This window comes from Streptacidiphilus sp. PB12-B1b (assembly GCF_014084125.1).
Classification (GTDB): domain Bacteria; phylum Actinomycetota; class Actinomycetes; order Streptomycetales; family Streptomycetaceae; genus Streptacidiphilus.
In genome coordinates this window covers 3,071,818-3,088,475 of record NZ_CP048405.1, presented here as the reverse complement: position 1 = coordinate 3,088,475, position 16,658 = coordinate 3,071,818, and the positions used below count along the sequence as shown (strand labels likewise).

The following is a 16,658-nucleotide window of genomic DNA, read 5'->3' as shown; positions in this document are numbered from 1 at the left end:
GGTGCATGGGCCCGGCCCTAGGGTCGGGCCCATGCATGAGGAGACGACGCGTGCCGAGAAGCTGCTGGACGCGCAGGCCAAGGCCGTTGAGCTGTTCGCCGAGCTGGAGCGCCGCGAGCTGATCACCCCCGGGCAGAGCGAGCGGGCGGTGAGCGACCGCGTCCGCGACCTGGCCAACGAGATGTTCGACGTGAAGCGCTACTGGCACAAGCGGATCATCCGCTCCGGCCCGAACACCCTGCTCCCCTACCGGGAGAACCCGCCGGACCGCGTCCTCGCGGAGGACGACATCGTCTTCGCCGACTTCGGCCCGCTCTTCGAGGAGTGGGAGGCCGACTTCGGGCGCACCTTCGTCCTCGGCGACGACCCGGTCAAGCACCGACTGCGCGATGACCTGCCCGAGGTCTTCGCGGCCGGGCGGCGCTACTTCGAGGCCCGGCCGGACATCACCGGCGAGGAGCTGTACGCCGAGGTGGTGCGGCTGTCCGAGGCGGCGGGCTGGACCTTCGGCCACACCCACTCCGGGCACCTGGTGGGCGAGTTCCCGCACGAGCTGATCGACGGGGACCGGATCCAGTCGTACATCGCCCCCGGCAGCGACGGGCCCATGCGCCGCACCGACCGCGCCGGGCACCGGGCCCACTGGATCCTGGAGGTCCACCTGATCGACCGCGAGGGCGGCTTCGGCGGCTTCCACGAGGAGCTGCTCGACCTCTAGGGCGCCCGGCCACGGCGCCCCGACGGGCCCACACCTACCACGCTGACCTGCGCGGACATGCGAAATGCCGGGTATCTCGGCATCAGGCTGTCACCATCGACCGAGAGTCGGCAGGAGCACAGCGCGGTGGAGGCGACGTGGTGTCAGGCGACGTGGTGTCATCGGACGTACCCCCAGGCGGCGCCTCCGCGGCGCGGCCGGCCGACCCCTTCGCGCCCCTGCGGGCCAAGGGGTATCCGGTGCTGCTGGTGCTCGCGGGGGTGCTCGGCGTCCTGCTGTCGGCGGGCGCGTACGGCTTCCTCCAGGCGGTCGACCAGCTCCAGAAGCTGCTGTACACGGATCTGCCCCGGGATCTCGGCTTCCACGGGGCGCCGGTGTGGTGGCCGCTGCCGCTGCTGGGAGCAGCCGGGCTGCTGGTCGGCTGCTCCGTCCAGTACCTGCCCGGCAACGGCGGCCACCAGCCGGCCGAGGGGCTGTCCACGGGCGGCGTCGCGCCCGCCGAGGAACTGCCCGGCATTCTGCTGGCGGCCCTGGCCTCGCTCTGCCTCGGCGCGGTGATCGGGCCCGAGGCCCCGCTGATCGCGCTGGGCGGCGGTCTGGCCGTGTACGCCGTACGCCTGATCCGGCCGGGCACCGACGCCAAGGTGCAGGCGGTGGTCGGGGCGGCAGGCAGCTTCGCCGCCGTCAGCGCCCTGCTCGGCTCGCCGCTGATCGGCGCCTTCCTGCTGATGGAGGCGTCCGGACTGGGCGGCGCGACGCTCGGGATCGTGCTGCTGCCGGGGCTGCTGGCGGCCGGGCTCGGCGACCTGGTCTTCATCGGCCTCGGCTCCTGGACCGGGCTCGGGGCGGGCACCCTGTCCATCCCGAAGCTGCCCGAGATCGGCCACCCCAATGTGGCGCAGTTCGGCTGGGCGCTGGTCATCGGGGTGGCCGCGGCGTTCGTCGGCACCGGCGTACGGCGGCTGGCGCTGCTCGTCCAGCCCCGGGTGAACCGCCGACGGCTGCTGCTGACGCCGCTCGCGGGGCTGGCCGTGGCCGGGCTCGCCATCGCGTACGCCGAGGGCAGCGGGATGTCTTCGTCCGAGGTGCTGTTCTCCGGCCAGAGCGCCCTGCCGCACCTGCTGCTGCACCAGGCGGACTACACGGTCGGGGCGCTGGCGCTGCTGCTCGCCTGCAAGTGGCTCGGCTACGCGGCCTCGCTGGCGGCCTTCCGGGGCGGCCCCATCTTCCCGGCGCTGTTCCTGGGCGCGACCGGCGGCATCCTGCTCGCCCACCTGCCCGGGCTGCCGGTCATCGCCGGGGCGGCCATGGGCATGGGAGCGCTGTCGGTCGCCCTGCTGCGGCTGCCGATGACGGCCGTGCTGCTGGCCACGCTGCTGCTGGGATCGGACGGGGTGACGGTGATGCCGCTGGTGATCGTGGCGGTCGTGGTCTGCCAGGTGACCGCGTCCAGGCTCACCCCGCCGCCGACCCGGGCGGCCTCGGCAGCACCGGCGGCGGCAGCGGCCTGAGCGGAGCGGGGCGCCGCGCCGGGGGCTCCGGAGCTCCGGGGCTCCGGGGCTCCGGGCGCGGCCGATCAGGAGCGCCGGGCCGGCTCCGCGCGGCGCTGACCGGGCGCGCGAGCGGTCTTGGTGGCGGCGTCGGTTTCGGTGGCGGCGTCCGTTGCGGCGTCCGTTGCGGCGTCCGGGGCGCCCTGGTCGGCGGTGCGGGCGGTTCGTGCTGCGCGCGGCTCTCGGCCGACACGACCGCGTCGGGAAGGATGTCTTCGATCAACGGGTGGTCGCCTCGGGCAGGATCTGGCGCAGTCCGGACGGCGCCCGGTCGCCCCGGCGGCGCCACTCGCGCGGGTAGCCCACCGAGACCTCCTCGAAGCGGACGCCGTCGTAGTGGGTGACCCGGGGGATGTGCAGGTGGCCGTAGACGACGGCGGCCACGTTGAACCGGGTGTGCCAGTCGGCGGTGGCCGTGGTGCCGCACCACTGCGCGAACTCGGGGTAGTACAGGACGTCGGTGGGCTGGCGCACCAGCGGGTAGTGGTTGGCCAGCACGGTCGGCACGGCCGGATCGCAGGCGGCGAGGCGCTGTTCGGTCGCGGCCACCCGGGCGGCGCACCACGCCTCGCGGCTCGGGTAGGGGTCGGGGTGCAGCAGGTACTCGTCGGAGCAGACCACGCCGGTCTCGTGGGCGCGGGCCAGGGCCTCCTCCTTGGTGGCGGTGCCGGCCGGTCGGAAGGTGTAGTCGTAGCCGATGAACAGCGGGGCGATCCGCACCGGGCCGTCGGGGCCGGGCCAGAGCGGGTACGGGTCCTCGGGGGTGTGCACGCCGAGCCGGCGGCATATCTGCACCAGGTGCTGGTAGCGCTCGACGCCGCGCAGCGTCACCCGGTCCGAGGGGTGGGTCCACAGCTCGTGGTTGCCCGGCGCCCAGACGACGGCGGCGAAGCGCTCGCTGAGCAGGCCGAGCGTCCACTCGATCTCCTCGACGACCTCGCCGATGTCGCCGGCGACGATCAGCCAGTCCTGCGGGGTCCGGGGCCGCAGCTCCCGGACGATGTCGCGGTTCTCCGGGTAGCTGATGTGCAGGTCGCTGGTGGCGAGGAGGGCGCCGCAAGGTCCGCTGGTGCTGCTGTTCGTCACGTGGTCTGGCCTTCCGGTACCGGTGCGTCAGCTTCTGGGCTTCAGAGCCGACTCCGGTTCGATCGTGGTCGCGGCGAGGTTCTCGACTGTGCACTTGGGTCGGCGCAGCAGTCGGTCCCGACCGACGATACTGATCCTCCGCACGCCCTGTCCGGCCAATGTCTCCACCACTGCGGGCCAGCGCATGGGGCGGGTGAAGCCGCGTCGGCCACCACGCTGTTCCACCGGCCGGCACCGACCTGCCCCCGCACCGCATCCTGCGCCAGGTGGACAGGCTGATCACGCAGGCCGACACCGGACGCCCGGCCACATGCCTGCTGGCGCTGCTGGATCCGGCACGCGGCCGCTGCACCTTCGCCGCCGCCGGGCACCTGCCGCCCGCCGTCTTCACCGCCGACGGCGTCGGCGAGCTCCTGGAGTTCCCGGTCGGGCCGCCGCTGGGCACCGGGTTCGGTGGGGTACGAGTCGGTGACCCGCTCCTTCAACCCGGGCGAGGTGCTGCTGATGTACACCGACGGCCTGGTGGAGCGGCGCGGCGAGGACATCGACGCCTCCCTGGCCCGTCTGGCGCGCACGCAGCTGTCCGTCACCGAGGACCTGGAGACGCTGCTGGACGCGCTCGTGTCCCAGCTGGTCACCGAGGAACCGGAGGACGACATCGCCGTTCTCGCCGCCCGGACGCACCCCGGCAGCCGTACTGAACGGCCCACCCCCGCCGTTCGGCTGCTTTCTCAAAGTTTCCTGTACGTCCGCCAACCAACCCACCCGCGGCAACGTCCTACCGATCAGATGACTGGCACATCTGAGCGATATCGGCACACGCCCCGGGCCTCGGGCGGTGAGACGGATACTGGTACAGCGACATGGCAGAAATCAGGATGGGCGGCGGACGGACCCGACGCAGCGCCGAACTCGCCGAGGCGGACCGCGCGTACGCGGACGTGCTGGCCGACCCGGGCGGCGGCGCGGGGCTGACCGGGGGGCAGGTGTCCCGGCGGGTCATGCTGTCCGTTGCCGGAGTGACCCTGCTCAGCGGGTGTGGAGGCGGCGGCACGGCGGTGAAGGCGGGTGCCTCCACCGCCCCGATCGCCGTCGTCCGCTCCTCCCCCTCGTCTCCTTCGGCGCCCCCTGCGCCGTCGGCCGGTGCGAAGGTGCCCACCCCGCGCCCGTCGAAGCCGGTGCCGCACCGCGCTCCGATCCCGGTGCAGAGCAAACCGCAGTACTACGTGGACGCCGGACCGAAAGTCATCGCCCTCACCTTGGACGACGGACCGAGCCAGTACACCGCGCAGATCCTGGAGATTCTCCGCGAGCACCGGATAACCGCGACCTTCTGCATGCTGGGCCAGCAGATAGCCCAGTACGCCGGTATCGTCAAGGAGGTGGCCGCGGCCGGGCACCGCATCACCAACCACACCTGGGACCACGCGGACCAGACCAAGTTGAGCCTGAAGGCGGTCACCGACGAGATCGACCGCACCAACCAGGCCATGGCGGACGTCGGCATCACCGCGACCATGTACCGTGCGCCCTACGGCGCGTGGAACCACACCGTCTTCGAGGCCGCGGCCAGTGCCGGTCTGCGTCCGCTGGACTGGTCCGTCGATCCGCGCGACTGGGCCCGGCCCGGCGTGTCGAGCATCGTGCGCAGCGTCATGAGTCACACCCACACCGGTTCGATCATCCTGGACCACGACGGCGGCGGCGACCGCTCGCAGACGGTCGCCGCGATGAGGATCTGGCTCCCCCGGCTGCTCGCCGCCGGCTACACCTTCACCACTCCCTGAATTCACCACTCCCTGATTCTCAGGCCCCGCCCGTCAGCATCTGATCAACCGTCACCAGGCTGTAGCCATCAGCCAGGAGGGCTTCGATGACGCCGGGCAGGGCGGCGACGGTCTGCGATCGGTCGCCACCGGCGTCGTGCATCAGCACCACCGAGCCGTTGCCGATCCCGGTCAGCGCATTGGCCCGGATCGCCTCGGCACCCGGCTGCGACCAGTCGTTGGTGTCCTGGCCCCACAGGACGGTGGTCAGCCCGTGGTCCGCCACCCATGCCATGGAGTCCGGGGTCTGCGCGCCGTAGGGCGGCCGTACCAGGGTGGGCTGTTGCCCGGTGACGTCGGCGATCGCCCGTGCGGTGGCGTCGAGTTGGAACAGCACCTCGTCCCGCGTCAGGTCCGGCAGGAAGGGGTGCGACCAGGTGTGGTTGCCGATGGCGTGGCCCTCGTCGGCGATGCGGGCCACGGTGGCGGGCTCGGCCTGGGCGTGCAGACCGACGCAGAAGAAGGTCGCCGGAACGCCGTAGTCGCGCAGTACGTCGAGGATGCGCCCGGTGTCGGCCCCGCCGGGTCCGTCGTCGAAGGTGAGCGCGACCTGGCGCAGGTGGGCCGGGCCGCGCTTCAGGCAGCGTCCCTCACGGGCCAGGGCCTCGGCGATCGTCGCGCTGGTGCGGTACATGTCGTCCAGGTCACGGCCCTTGAGCGAGCCGGACCGGGTGTCCGTCTCGGCCAGCCGCCCCTCGGCGGCGGCTCCGCGTCGGGCCAGCAGGTGCGCGGGCACCGAGCCGCCGGCCGGACGCGCGGGCAGCTCCCACGGGTCCGCGCGCAGCACCCGCAGGCCGGCGTCGCGCAGCGGGCCGTCGAGCAGCCCGTTGGTGCTGTCGACCACGCAGGTCACCCCGGTACCGCAGACGGCGTGCAGGTGGGCGACCATGCCCGTGATGTCGTTGGCCCGGAAGCGCGACGCCGGGACGGCCCGGCCGTCGGCGTGCAGGCAGGCGATCTGGTACCCGGCGCCGTCCCAGGCTATTCCGGCTGTCCACATGGGTTTCCTGCTCCGATCGGAAGAACGATGCCGGATGTGCGGAAGTGGCGTACGGGGGCATGGTAGTTCTCCGTGCCCGCGTCCGGGCGCGCATGCGGGAACGGTTGACGCCCCTGGCCCGCCAGGGTTAAATCACAGCCTGAACTAAGGGGGTCGTGTGCACCTCCGACGGACCGTCACCCCATCTGACCGCCCTGCACCGACGACACCAGGGCGCCGACAGCAGGAAAGGCGTGGCATGTCCACACGCTCCGCAGAAGCCACCGCACGCTACGGACCGCGCGGGGCGCGGCGGTTGGGATACGCACTGGCAGGGGTGGCCGGGCTGCTGGCCCTCGCCGTCGCCCCCGCGAGCACCGCCGGAGCAGCGCCGCTGATCACCCGGCCGGCCGCCGCGGTCGCCCCCTCCACGGACGGCGGCGTCCTCGGCCCCGACACCTATGTGTTCACCCCGAGCATGTCGCAGAGCTCCATCCAGGCCACCCTGGACAGCATCGCGGCCCAGCAGGTGGGCAACCAGTTCGGCACGCAGCGGTACGCGCTGCTGTTCGCCCCGGGCACCTACGGCTCCGCCGCCGACCCGCTGGTCTTCCAGGTCGGCTACTACACCAGCGTGGCCGGTCTGGGCCGCGATCCGGGCGACGTGGTGATCAACGGCTCGGTCGACACCTACAACCAGTGCGACGGCAGCAGCACCAACTGCAATGCCACAGACAACTTCTGGCGCTCCGTCAGCAATCTGACGGTGAACGTCGCCGGGGGCTCCGGCTGCTCCGCCGACACCGAGTTCTGGGCCAGCTCGCAGGCGTCGCCGCTGCGCCGGGTGCACATCAACGGCAATGTCAGCCTGATGGACTACTGCAACGGTTCGCCCGACTACGCCAGCGGCGGTTTCATCGCCGACTCGGAGTTCACCGGCGGCACCGTCGTCAACGGCTCGCAGCAGCAGTACATCACCAGGGACAGCGACCTGGACGGCTGGTCCAACGCCGTGTGGAACCAGGTCTTCTGCGGCGACCAGGGCGCCCCCGCGCAGAGCTTCGCCGGCAACTCCGGCGACAGCGGCGGCCCCAGCTCCTACACCACGCTGGCCACCTGCCCGAGGACGCAGGAGGAGCCGTACCTGTACCTGGACTCATCCGGCCACTACAACGTGTTCGTCCCCTCGGTGCAGAGCAACTCCAGCGGAGCCGGCTGGACCGCCGCCGGCACCCCGGGGGCCTCGCTGCCGCTCAGCTCCTTCTTCGTGGCCCGGCCCGGGACCACGGTGGCCCAGATCAACACCGCACTGGACCACGGGAAGAACCTGCTGTTCACCCCGGGCGTCTACGACGTCCCGCAGAGCATCGACGTGACCGCGCACGACACCAAGGTCATCGGCCTGGGCTTCCCCACGCTCATCCCGACCACGCGCAGGACCACCATGCGCGTGGCCGACGTGCGCGGCGTCAACGTCTCCGGCCTCATCTTCGACGCGGGCCCGGTCAGCACCCCGGCGCTGCTCCAACTCGGCAGCGCGGACAGCGGCAGCGGCAACTCCTCGGCGCGGGACATCGCCGATCCGGTGAGCGTGGACGACGTCTACTTCCGGGTCGGCGGCGCCGAGGCGGGCACGGCGGCGACCAGCTTCGTCGACGACATCAACAACTCGCTGATCGACGACGTGTGGGCCTGGCGGGCCGACCACGGCGCGGGCGCCGGCTCCTGGACCTCCGACCAGGGCGCCACCGGCGTCGTCGTCAACGGCGACCACGTGACCGCCTACGGCCTGGCGGTCGAGCACTACCAGCGGGACGAGACCGTCTGGAACGGCCAGCACGGCACCGTGGTCTTCTACCAGAACGAGAACCCGTACGAGGTGCCCAACCAGGCGGCGTGGATGGCCACACCGACCCAGGACGGCTACCCGGCGTTCTACATCCCGAACAGCGTCACCTCGTTCCAGGGCTACGGGATGGGCAGCTACTCCTACTTCGACCAGGGCGTCGACATCCACAACGCCATGGCGTTCCAGGCACCGGACACCCCCGGCGTCCAGTTCCACGACCTGCTGTCGGTCTTCCTCACCGGCTCCGGCGGCATCGACTCCGTCGTCAACGGTACCGGCGCGCCGGTGAGTTCGGCCTTCGGCGGGCCCAGCGACGTGGTCTCCTACCCGTGACCCGGACCTGGTAGGGGCACCGCCCCGCCCGTGAAACCGCCGGCTGAGCGCTGCGACGCGCGCTCAGCCGGCACCCATGCCCGCCTCCTCCAGATCCAGGTCGTGCTGCAGGGCCCGCCGGGTGGCGTCGCTGACCCGGTGCTGGTCGTACAGCCGACGCAACTCGGCGCTCTGGACGGCGATCACCTCGCGGCGCAGGCCCCGGTAGGCGGCCAGCAGCGGGGTGCCCTCCGGGCTCGGTTCCTCGGCCTGTTCCTGAGCGTGGTCCAGCCGGGCCCTGAGGATGCGCCGGGTCCGGTCCAGGACGGGTTCGGGGACGCTCTCCAGGTCCTCGACCTGGGCCAGGTGGGCCAGGCCCGCGCGGGCCAACGCCTGGCGGGCCTGCGCCTCCTCGCGGAGGGTGTGCTCGGGCTCCACGGCCAGCCCGGAGCGGTTGACCACCCCGGCCAGGCTCAGCCCCTGGACGATCAGGGTGAACACGACCACGGCCGTGGTCAGCACCAGCACCAGTGCCCGCCCCGGCAGCGTCCTGCCGTCGTCGGCGGCCAGCGGGATGGACAGCGCGGCGGCCAGCGGCATCACCCCCCTGGTCCCGGCCCAGGTCAGCACCCCCGCCACCGGGATCGAGGGCCTGCTGCGGCCGGGGTCGACGGCGGCGGACAGGGGCAGCATCCACAGGCTGCGCATCACGATCAGCGCGGCGGCCAGACCGGCGGCCTGCAACGGCCACAGGCCGCTGCCGCCGGGCAGGGCGCGTACCAGCGTGGGCAGTTCCAGGCCGACGATGCTGAACACCACGCTCTCCAAGCCGAACACCACCACCGCGTACACCGCGCCCACCTGGAGCCGGATCCGGGCGTCCGACAGCCGGTGCCCCGAACCGCCGAGCAGCACGCCCGCCACCACCACCGCGGTGACCCCCGAGGCGTGGACGGACTCGGCCAGCAGGTACGCGCCGTACGGGGTGGCCAGGGCGATCACCGTCTCCAGCACCGGATCGGCGGTCCGGCGCCGGATCAGCACCACCAGCCCGGCGACGGCCGCGCCGATCAGGCTGCCGCCCCCGGCGAGCAGCACGAACTCGCCGCCCGCCGTGCCCCAGCCGACGGCGCCGGACGCCACCGCGAAGCTCAGCGCGACCTTGAACAGCACCAGCGAGGTGGCGTCGTTGAACAGGCTCTCGGCCTGCACCAGCACCTGCACCCGGCCCGGCAGCGACAGCCGCCGCCCGAGCGCGGTGACCGCGACCGGGTCGGTGCTGGCCAGGACCGCGCCCAGGACGAAGGCCATGGCGCCGTCCAGCGGGGTGAGCACCCCCGCGAGCGCCGCCACCGCCGCCGCGGAGGCCAGGACCAGGCCGAACGCCAGCAGCGTCACCGGCCGCCACACGGTGCGCAGGTCGCGCAGCGACAGCTCCTCGGCGGAGGCGTACAGCAGCGGCGGCAGCACCACCAGGCCGATGGTCTGCGGAGCGATGTGCAGGGCCGGGGTTCCCGGCACCAGGGCCACCGCGAGCCCGGCGATGACCAGCAGGGACGGCGCGGGGATCCGCCAGCGGCGGGCGCCGGTGGCCACGACGGTCGCCAGCACCACCAGGGCGAGAACAGTCCCGACCGCGCGCATCGGCACACCTCTGATCCACTCCCGGGGGCGCCGCCGCACACCGCGACCGGCCGTCCCCCGCGCCGACCAGACTTCCCGGCACACCTGGGCCGTACTTTATCAACTCTTTAATATCCCGACCAGGCGGTCGTCAGCGGCCCTGCCTGTCCAGCAGCCCGGACGGGCTGCCGAGGCGCTCGACCGGGTGGCAGTAGTCCAGGCCGTCGAGGGACTGGCCGGTGAGGAAGCGCGCCACCAGGTCCACGACCTCCGCCGGCCGCTCGAGGTGGACCAGGTGGTCGGCGTCCCGGATGGTGGTGAAGTGCGCGTCGGCGCAGCCCTCGGCGGCCTCGCGGTTCAGGCCGGGCGTGGTCAGCGGGTCGTGCTCGCCGGTGGCCACCAGGACCGGGACGCGCACCTCGGCAGCGGCGGCCTGCTCGCGGTGGTCGAGCAGCCTCCGGGTGTTCTGCACGTACTGGGCCGCTCCGGCGTCGCTGAGCTGGTCCAGCGCGGCCGTCAGGCAGCGGACGACCGCGGCCCGGCGCATGATGGCCACCCCCGGCGCCAGGCACATCATGGCGTTCAGAACGCTGTCGACGAAGTCGCCGCGGCTGCCGTACCGCAGCTGGTGCAGGCTGTGCCGCATCCGGGCGCGGACCTCCTCGGGCAGCCGGGACATCGTCCCGATCAGGACCAGCCGCACCGTCCGCTCCTGGTTCTCCCGTACCCAGCGGTGCGCGACGGCGCTGCCGTAGGAGGCTCCGACGACGTTCACCGGGGCGTCGCCGAGGACGGACGTCAGCAGGTCGTCCAAGGCCGCCGTCAGGAAGTCCAGGCCGTAGCCGGCCGGCAGCGGGTCGGCGTCGCCCGCACCCGGGAGGTCGACGGTGATCAGGTCGGCCGTGCCCAGCAGCCCGCGTTCCACCCGGCCCCAGGCGTACTGGTTCTGGAACGCGCCGCCGATCAGGACGATGGGCGCGGTCCGCGCGTCCCGCCGGCGGATCACCCGGGCCCGGTAGGTGTGACCGTGGAAGGTCCGGGTCAGGGCTTCTTCGTAGGGGGCGCTCACTGTGGTCACGGCAGGTCTCCAGCTCGGCGGACGCCCCCGGCGGCGCGGCGGACGTGTCGGCCGTGCGCCACAGGGCGTAACGGGTGCGGCGGGGGCCCAGCTCGCCGATGGGACGTCGTCCCGGGCCGTCGGGGACGCAACCGGCCCCGGGGTACGCGGTCGAGCCGCTCAGCGGCCACCGCCCCCGGGCCGCCGCAGCGCGGGCCCCGCCGTCGCCTCGGCCATGATCGTCGCTCCCGCCTCTCGACACCGGCCCCCGCGCCGTGACGACGGAAACCCTCCCATGGCCTTCGTCCCCGACACCCCCGCCAACGGCCCGCCACCCCCGACATCACCCGATGGAGTGACCCCCACCGACCACCCCCGCTTCGCACCCCCACCACCTCCGTCCCCTCACCTGCGCATCTCACGCGCCTGCACCGCGCTCGCGGTCACCGGTTGCTCCCGACCCCGCACACCGCACACCGCACCGGCGCATACCACGGTCACCGCCACCGCGCGTCGGAGCGTCAGCACCGCGTCGACGGCCGCTGTCGGTGCGGGGTGGCGGCCGTTCGGCGGGTAGCGGTGGCAGGGGGTGCGGCGGCGGGGGACCGTCGTGGTCAGGGCCGTCGGTCCCGGCGCGCGGCGGGCGGGCGGGGACTGTTCGGCCCTGGTGGGAGCCGGGCGGCGCGGAGCAGTCTGGCGGCAGACCCCGATCCACCCCGCAGGAACGTCCGCCCCGAGGGAGCGAACCGACCATGAACGACACCGTCATCGGCATCTCGGACGCCGAGGTCCAGGCGCTGGACGCGCACTGGCGTGCCGCGAACTACCTGGCGGCCGGGCAGATCTACCTGATGGCCAACCCGCTGCTGCGCGAGCCGCTGCGCCTCGAGCACATCAAGCCCCGGCTGCTGGGCCACTGGGGCACCTCGCCGGGCCTGAACCTGGTGTACACCCACCTGAACCGGGTGATCAGCGCGCGGGATCTGGACGCCATCTGCGTCTGGGGCCCGGGCCACGGCGGCCCGGCGGTGCTGGCCAACTCCTGGCTGGAGGGCAGCTACACCGAGACCTACCCGGACATCACCCGGGACGGCCCCGGGATGGCCAGGCTGTTCCGGCAGTTCTCCTTCCCCGGCGGGGTGCCCAGCCATGTCGCGCCGGAGACGCCCGGCTCCATCCACGAGGGCGGTGAGCTGGGCTACTCGCTGTCCCACGCCTACGGTGCCGCCCTGGACAACCCGGGGCTGCTGGTGGCCTGCGTCATTGGCGACGGCGAGGCCGAGACCGGTCCGCTGGCGGCCTCCTGGCACTCCAACAAGTTCCTGGACCCGGTCCACGACGGCGCGGTCCTGCCGATCCTGCACCTCAACGGCTACAAGATCGCCAACCCGACGGTGCTGGCCCGCATCCCCGAGGCCGAGCTCGACGAGCTGCTGCGCGGCTACGGCCACGACCCGCTGCACGTCACCGGCGACGACCCGCACGCCGTGCACCGTGCCATGGCCGCCGCCATGGACATCGCCCTGGAGCGGATCGCGGCCATCCAGGACGGCGCCCGCCGCGGCGACAGCACCGAACGTCCGCACTGGCCGATGATCGTGCTGCGCACCCCCAAGGGCTGGACCGGCCCCGCCGTGGTCGACGGCCTGCCGGTCGAGGGCACCTGGCGGGCCCACCAGGTGCCGCTGGACGGCATGCGCGAGAACCTGGAGCACCTGGCCCAGTTGGAGGCCTGGCTGCGCTCGTACCGCCCGAGGAGTTGTTCGACCAGGACGGCCGCCCGCGCGCCCAGGTGCTGGAGTGCGTCCCGCAGGGCGCCCGGCGGCCGGGCGCCAACCCGCACGCCAACGGCGGCCTGCTGCTGCGCGACCTGCCGCTGCCCGATCTGGAGCTGCACGCGGTGCTGGTCGACAAGCCCGGCGCCACCCTGCACGAGCCCACCCGGGTCCTGGGCGACCTGCTGGAGCAGGTCATGGCGGAGACCGCCGCCCGCCGCGACTTCCGCATCGTCGGCCCGGACGAGACCGCCTCCAACCGGCTCCAGGCCGTCTACCAGGCCACCGGCAAGGCATGGCAGGCGCAGGTGCTGCCGGTGGACGAGCACCTGGCCCGCGACGGCCGGGTGATGGAGATCCTCTCCGAACACACCTGCCAGGGCTGGCTGGAGGGCTATCTGCTGACCGGCCGGCACGGCCTCTTCTCCTGCTACGAGGCGTTCGTCCACATCGTCGACTCCATGGTCAACCAGCACATCAAGTGGCTGCGCACCACCCGCGAGCTGACCTGGCGCGCGCCGGTCGCCTCGCTCAACTACCTGCTCACCTCGCACGTCTGGCGCCAGGACCACAACGGCTTCTCGCACCAGGACCCGGGCTTCGTGGACCACGTCCTGAACAAGAGCCCGCAGGCCGTGCGCGTCTACTTCCCGCCGGACACCAACACCCTGCTCTCGGTCGCCGACCACGTGCTGCGCAGCCGCGACTACGTCAACGTGGTGGTGGCCGGCAAGCAGCCCTGCTTCGACTGGCTGACCATGGACCAGGCCCGCGCCCACTGCGCGCGCGGCGCCGGCATCTGGGACTGGGCCGGCACCGAGGACGGCACCCGGGAGCCGGACGTGGTCCTGGCCTGCGCCGGAGACGTGCCCACCCAGGAGGTCATGGCCGCCGCCGACCTGCTCCGCACCCACCTGCCCGAGCTGGCGGTGCGGGTGGTCAACGTGGTCGACATCGCCCGGCTGATGCCCGCCGAGGAGCATCCGCACGGCATGCCCGACAGCGAGTACGACGCCCTGTTCACCCCCGACAAGCCGGTCATCTTCGCGTACCACGGCTACCCCTGGCTGATCCACCGGCTCGCCTACCGCCGCACCAACCACCCCCACCTGCACGTCCGCGGCTACAAGGAGTCCGGGACCACCACCACCCCGTTCGACATGGTGGTCCGCAACGACCTCGACCGCTACCGCCTGGTCATGGACGTCATCGACCGCGTCCCCGGCCTGGCCGTCCGCGCCGCCACCGTACGCCAGCAGATGGTGGACACCCGGCAGCGCCACCACGACTGGATCCGCGCCCACGGCACCGACCTCCCCGAGGTCACCGACTGGACCTGGACCACCTGACCCCGGCACGGGCCCAGGCGACTCGGGGGACGGTCACCAGTCGCGCCAGCGGTCGGTGAGTTCGCCGGGGCCCAGGCCGTGGCGCGCGGTGAGGGCGGGGACGTCGATGCCGTGCTCCTCCAGGGAGTCGTCGAGGTACTGGCAGAGGTCCTCCCGTTCGGCGGTCTCGTAGGCCGCGCCGTGGTGGGCGTCGTTGACGCGGTTGAGGGCGAGCACCACGCGCTCGACGGCGCCCAGGACCTCGGCGTCCCGGGGGTCGTCGAGCCGGGCGAGGTCGGCCTCGAACGCGGCCAGGACCGCGTCGGTCGCGGACAGCAGCGCCTCGGGGAAGAGGCTCGCCATATGCGCGCTGTCCACGTCCAGCCTCCCCGCCGCCACCTCCGCCGCCTGCCGGGCGACGCCTCCCCGCCATCTCGTACTGGGTTTCTCTGCCATGCCCGCACCCTGGAACGCGGGTCCGACAACCGGGCCCGGCCGTACGGCTACCCTGACCGCGTGCCCCACACCACGCCCCTGCTGCGAGCCCTCCACGACCCCGGCGACCCGCCGCTGCGCCCGCTCCCGGAGCGGGTGGAGGCGCTGCTGCTGGGGCTTGCGGCGGGCGCGGGCGGCGTCAGCCGAGGACGGCGGGTCGGAGCACCTCCCCGCACCACTGCCGGAAGGTGGTCGAGCCGGCCGTCTCCGGGGTGCGCGGCACACCGGCGTCGAGGCCCTCGTCCTTGGCGCTCATCATCTCGACCATGCCGTCCGCGAACGCCGGGGCGACCCCCCAGCCGACCATGTCCGAGCGGAGGTCCTCCAGCGACTGCCGCTGGTAGCGCACGGGCTTGCCGAGCACCTCGGACATGATGCGCGCCATGTCCAGCTGCGAGAGGTCCTCCGGGCCGAGGACGGCGACACTGCCGGTGCCGGTCCAGGAGCGGTCGAGCAGCAGCCCGGCGGCGGCCGCGGCGATGTCGCGGGTGGCGGCCGTCGGGGCCTTGCGGTCGGGTGCGGCGGTGTCGGTGAAGACGCCGGCCTCCCGGATCGATTCCACCTGGCGCAGCAGGTTGTCCATGAACGAGGGATTGGCCAGGGCGCGGTAGGCCACGCCCGTGCCTGCGATCAGGTCGTCCATGGCCAGCGAGGCGGTGACCAGCCCGGCGCGGTCGGCGACGGGGGTGCCCCGGCCGAGGGCCGAGACGCCGACGACGTGGCTGACGCCGTGGTCGGTGAACGCCCGCGCGGCGGCCCGGGTGAATCCGGAGTAGACCGCCTCCAGGCTGGCGGCCCGGCGGTCCGGCGGGGCGACCCAGAAGACGGCGTCCGCTCCGGCGAAGGCCCGGTCGACGGTGTCGGCGTCGCCGTGCGAGCCGGTGACGACGTCGACGCGGGTGCGGACCGCGTCGGGGAGCTTGGCGGGGTCGCGCACGATGACGCGGAGGTCCTCCCCACCGGAGGGGTGGTCGAGGAGGTCGGTGAGGAGCCGGCTGCCGATGTCGCCCGTGGGCGTCGTGATGACGATCATGAGTCCATCGTGCGGCGGTCCCCGGGCGGCGTCCAATACCTCTGGACGTCGATTGATACCCTTGGGGTATGGATCTGGATCTGCGCAAGCTGCGGTACTTCGCCGCCGTCGCCGAGCACCGGCACTTCGGCCGGGCCGCCGAGCAGCTGTACATCGCGCAGCCCGTGCTCAGCCGGCAGATCCGCTCGCTGGAGCAGGAGCTGGGGTGCGCGCTGCTGGTGCGGACCACCCGCAGCGTGCAGCTCACGGCCGCGGGCGAGCAGCTGCACGAGGAGGCGCGCGCGGTGTTTGCGACGGTGGACGCCGCCGTGCGGCGGGTCCACGACACCCACCGGGGGGTACGGCGGCTGGTGGTCGCCTTCGCGCCCGGGCTGCACGTCTCCGAGGCGGTCCGGGCATTCACCGCGGAGCACGCCGATGTCGCCATCGAGCTGTTCCACCTGCGCTGGTGGGAGCAGGACGCGCCGCTGCGGGACGGCCGGGCGCACGTCGGCTACCTGCGGCGGCCGTTCGACGACACCGGGCTGCGGGTCGTCCCGATCGGCAGCGACCCCAAGGCCGCCTGCCTGCCGGTGGGCCATCCGCTGGCCCGGCGCACGGAGCTGAGCTGGGCGGATCTCGACGAGCAGGAGATCCTGGACGCGCGCGCCCGGCGGACCTCCTCGGTCGAGGAGAAGTTCGAGCTCGTCGCCGCCGGGCACGGCGTCGCCGTGGTGCCCCGGAGCGTCGCCGAGTCGTACTCCCGCCCCGATCTGGTCCACCTCCCGGTGACGGACGCCGAACCGGTGGAGACCTGCCTGGTCGTGGCGGAGGACCGGCGGGAGCCGCTGGTGCTGGACTTCATGGCGGTGGCGGCGGAGACGCTGGCACACGGACCGCAGCGGTCGGTGTCCGCCGACTGACCGGGGGCGGGCAGCCGGGCCGGGCGCCGCGGACGTCCGTTCGAGTGAAGTGCCGTGCGGGTGGGCCGGTGACGGGTAGGTCTTCATACCCGCCCCGTGCCGCTCGGGCATGCGCCCATCCGACT

Annotated in this window: 12 protein-coding genes and 2 pseudogenes; 8 read left to right on the top strand and 6 right to left on the bottom strand. The window is 73.1% G+C overall.

Annotated features, from left to right (window positions below):
• The first annotated feature begins 31 nt into the window (after positions 1-31).
• Both GXW83_RS13960 and GXW83_RS13955 read left to right on the top strand, forming a co-directional pair.
• Positions 32-718, top strand: coding sequence for a M24 family metallopeptidase (locus tag GXW83_RS13960; RefSeq protein WP_182443390.1), 687 nt, complete (start codon positions 32-34; stop codon positions 716-718).
• 137 nt (positions 719-855) lie between these two features.
• Positions 856-2,229: a chloride channel protein gene (locus GXW83_RS13955; RefSeq protein ID WP_225446967.1), complete on the top strand. Its 1,374-nt coding sequence runs from the start codon at positions 856-858 to the stop codon at positions 2,227-2,229.
• A 258-nt stretch (positions 2,230-2,487) separates the two neighbouring features.
• Here GXW83_RS13955 and GXW83_RS13950 read toward each other — a convergent pair whose 3' ends face one another.
• Positions 2,488-3,354 (bottom strand): metallophosphoesterase, encoded by an 867-nt coding sequence (locus GXW83_RS13950; protein WP_182443389.1) that lies wholly within the window; start codon positions 3,352-3,354, stop codon positions 2,488-2,490.
• Positions 3,355-3,620: 266 nt separating this feature from the next.
• Between GXW83_RS13950 and GXW83_RS34840 the strand changes: the two are divergent.
• The 3 genes and pseudogenes from GXW83_RS34840 to GXW83_RS13940 all read left to right on the top strand — a co-directional run.
• A pseudogene (locus tag GXW83_RS34840) lies at positions 3,621-3,740 on the top strand (SpoIIE family protein phosphatase); the annotation flags it as partial.
• Positions 3,741-3,822: 82 nt separating this feature from the next.
• Positions 3,823-4,329 (top strand): SpoIIE family protein phosphatase, encoded by a 507-nt coding sequence (locus GXW83_RS13945; protein ID WP_255431293.1) that lies wholly within the window; start codon positions 3,823-3,825, stop codon positions 4,327-4,329.
• Positions 4,218-5,141, top strand: coding sequence for a polysaccharide deacetylase family protein (locus tag GXW83_RS13940; RefSeq protein ID WP_182443388.1), 924 nt, complete (start codon positions 4,218-4,220; stop codon positions 5,139-5,141). The genes GXW83_RS13945 and GXW83_RS13940 overlap by 112 nt, the downstream gene beginning before the upstream one ends.
• A 19-nt stretch (positions 5,142-5,160) precedes the next feature.
• Here GXW83_RS13940 and GXW83_RS13935 read toward each other — a convergent pair whose 3' ends face one another.
• Positions 5,161-6,180: a polysaccharide deacetylase family protein gene (locus GXW83_RS13935; protein ID WP_182443387.1), complete on the bottom strand. Its 1,020-nt coding sequence runs from the start codon at positions 6,178-6,180 to the stop codon at positions 5,161-5,163.
• A gap of 238 nt (positions 6,181-6,418) precedes the next feature.
• Here GXW83_RS13935 and GXW83_RS13930 point away from each other — a divergent pair, with 238 nt between their 5' ends.
• Positions 6,419-8,341 (top strand): hypothetical protein, encoded by a 1,923-nt coding sequence (locus GXW83_RS13930; RefSeq protein ID WP_182443386.1) that lies wholly within the window; start codon positions 6,419-6,421, stop codon positions 8,339-8,341.
• A gap of 63 nt (positions 8,342-8,404) precedes the next feature.
• Here the strand turns inward: GXW83_RS13930 and GXW83_RS13925 are convergent, their stop codons facing one another.
• Both GXW83_RS13925 and GXW83_RS13920 read right to left on the bottom strand, forming a co-directional pair.
• Positions 8,405-9,964 carry a Na+/H+ antiporter gene (locus GXW83_RS13925; RefSeq protein ID WP_182443385.1) on the bottom strand — a complete coding sequence of 520 codons (1,560 nt, stop codon included), beginning with the start codon at positions 9,962-9,964 and terminating at the stop codon, positions 8,405-8,407.
• 130 nt (positions 9,965-10,094) lie between these two features.
• A complete protein-coding gene (locus GXW83_RS13920) occupies positions 10,095-11,021 on the bottom strand; it encodes an alpha/beta fold hydrolase (protein ID WP_182443384.1) in 927 nt (308 codons plus the stop codon).
• Positions 11,022-11,752: 731 nt separating this feature from the next.
• Between GXW83_RS13920 and GXW83_RS13915 the strand changes: the two are divergent.
• A pseudogene (locus tag GXW83_RS13915) lies at positions 11,753-14,124 on the top strand (phosphoketolase).
• Between the two features lie 33 nt (positions 14,125-14,157).
• Here GXW83_RS13915 and GXW83_RS13910 read toward each other — a convergent pair.
• Together GXW83_RS13910 and GXW83_RS13905 are read right to left on the bottom strand one after the other, a co-directional pair.
• Positions 14,158-14,481: a hypothetical protein gene (locus tag GXW83_RS13910; protein WP_225446966.1), complete on the bottom strand. Its 324-nt coding sequence runs from the start codon at positions 14,479-14,481 to the stop codon at positions 14,158-14,160.
• 256 nt (positions 14,482-14,737) lie between these two features.
• The gene (locus GXW83_RS13905) at positions 14,738-15,631 is read right to left on the bottom strand and encodes an NAD(P)H-binding protein (RefSeq protein WP_182443382.1); all 894 of its coding nucleotides are present in this window, start codon (positions 15,629-15,631) and stop codon (positions 14,738-14,740) included.
• Positions 15,632-15,699: 68 nt separating this feature from the next.
• Between GXW83_RS13905 and GXW83_RS13900 the strand changes: the two genes are divergently transcribed.
• Positions 15,700-16,533, top strand: coding sequence for a LysR family transcriptional regulator (locus GXW83_RS13900; protein ID WP_182443381.1), 834 nt, complete (start codon positions 15,700-15,702; stop codon positions 16,531-16,533).
• Positions 16,534-16,658 lie beyond the last annotated feature (125 nt).

What these genes read in the sequence shown, in the direction of transcription:
- GXW83_RS13935 (WP_182443387.1), bottom strand. Translation starts at nt 6,180, where the DNA reads ATGTGGACAGCCGGAATAGCCTGGGACGGCGCCGGGTACCAGATCGCC.
- GXW83_RS13960 (WP_182443390.1), top strand. Translation starts at nt 32, where the DNA reads ATGCATGAGGAGACGACGCGTGCCGAGAAGCTGCTGGACGCGCAGGCC.
- GXW83_RS13940 (WP_182443388.1), top strand. Translation starts at nt 4,218, where the DNA reads ATGGCAGAAATCAGGATGGGCGGCGGACGGACCCGACGCAGCGCCGAA.
- GXW83_RS13930 (WP_182443386.1), top strand. Translation starts at nt 6,419, where the DNA reads ATGTCCACACGCTCCGCAGAAGCCACCGCACGCTACGGACCGCGCGGG.
- GXW83_RS13925 (WP_182443385.1), bottom strand. Translation starts at nt 9,964, where the DNA reads ATGCGCGCGGTCGGGACTGTTCTCGCCCTGGTGGTGCTGGCGACCGTC.
- GXW83_RS13905 (WP_182443382.1), bottom strand. Translation starts at nt 15,631, where the DNA reads ATGATCGTCATCACGACGCCCACGGGCGACATCGGCAGCCGGCTCCTC.
- GXW83_RS13900 (WP_182443381.1), top strand. Translation starts at nt 15,700, where the DNA reads ATGGATCTGGATCTGCGCAAGCTGCGGTACTTCGCCGCCGTCGCCGAG.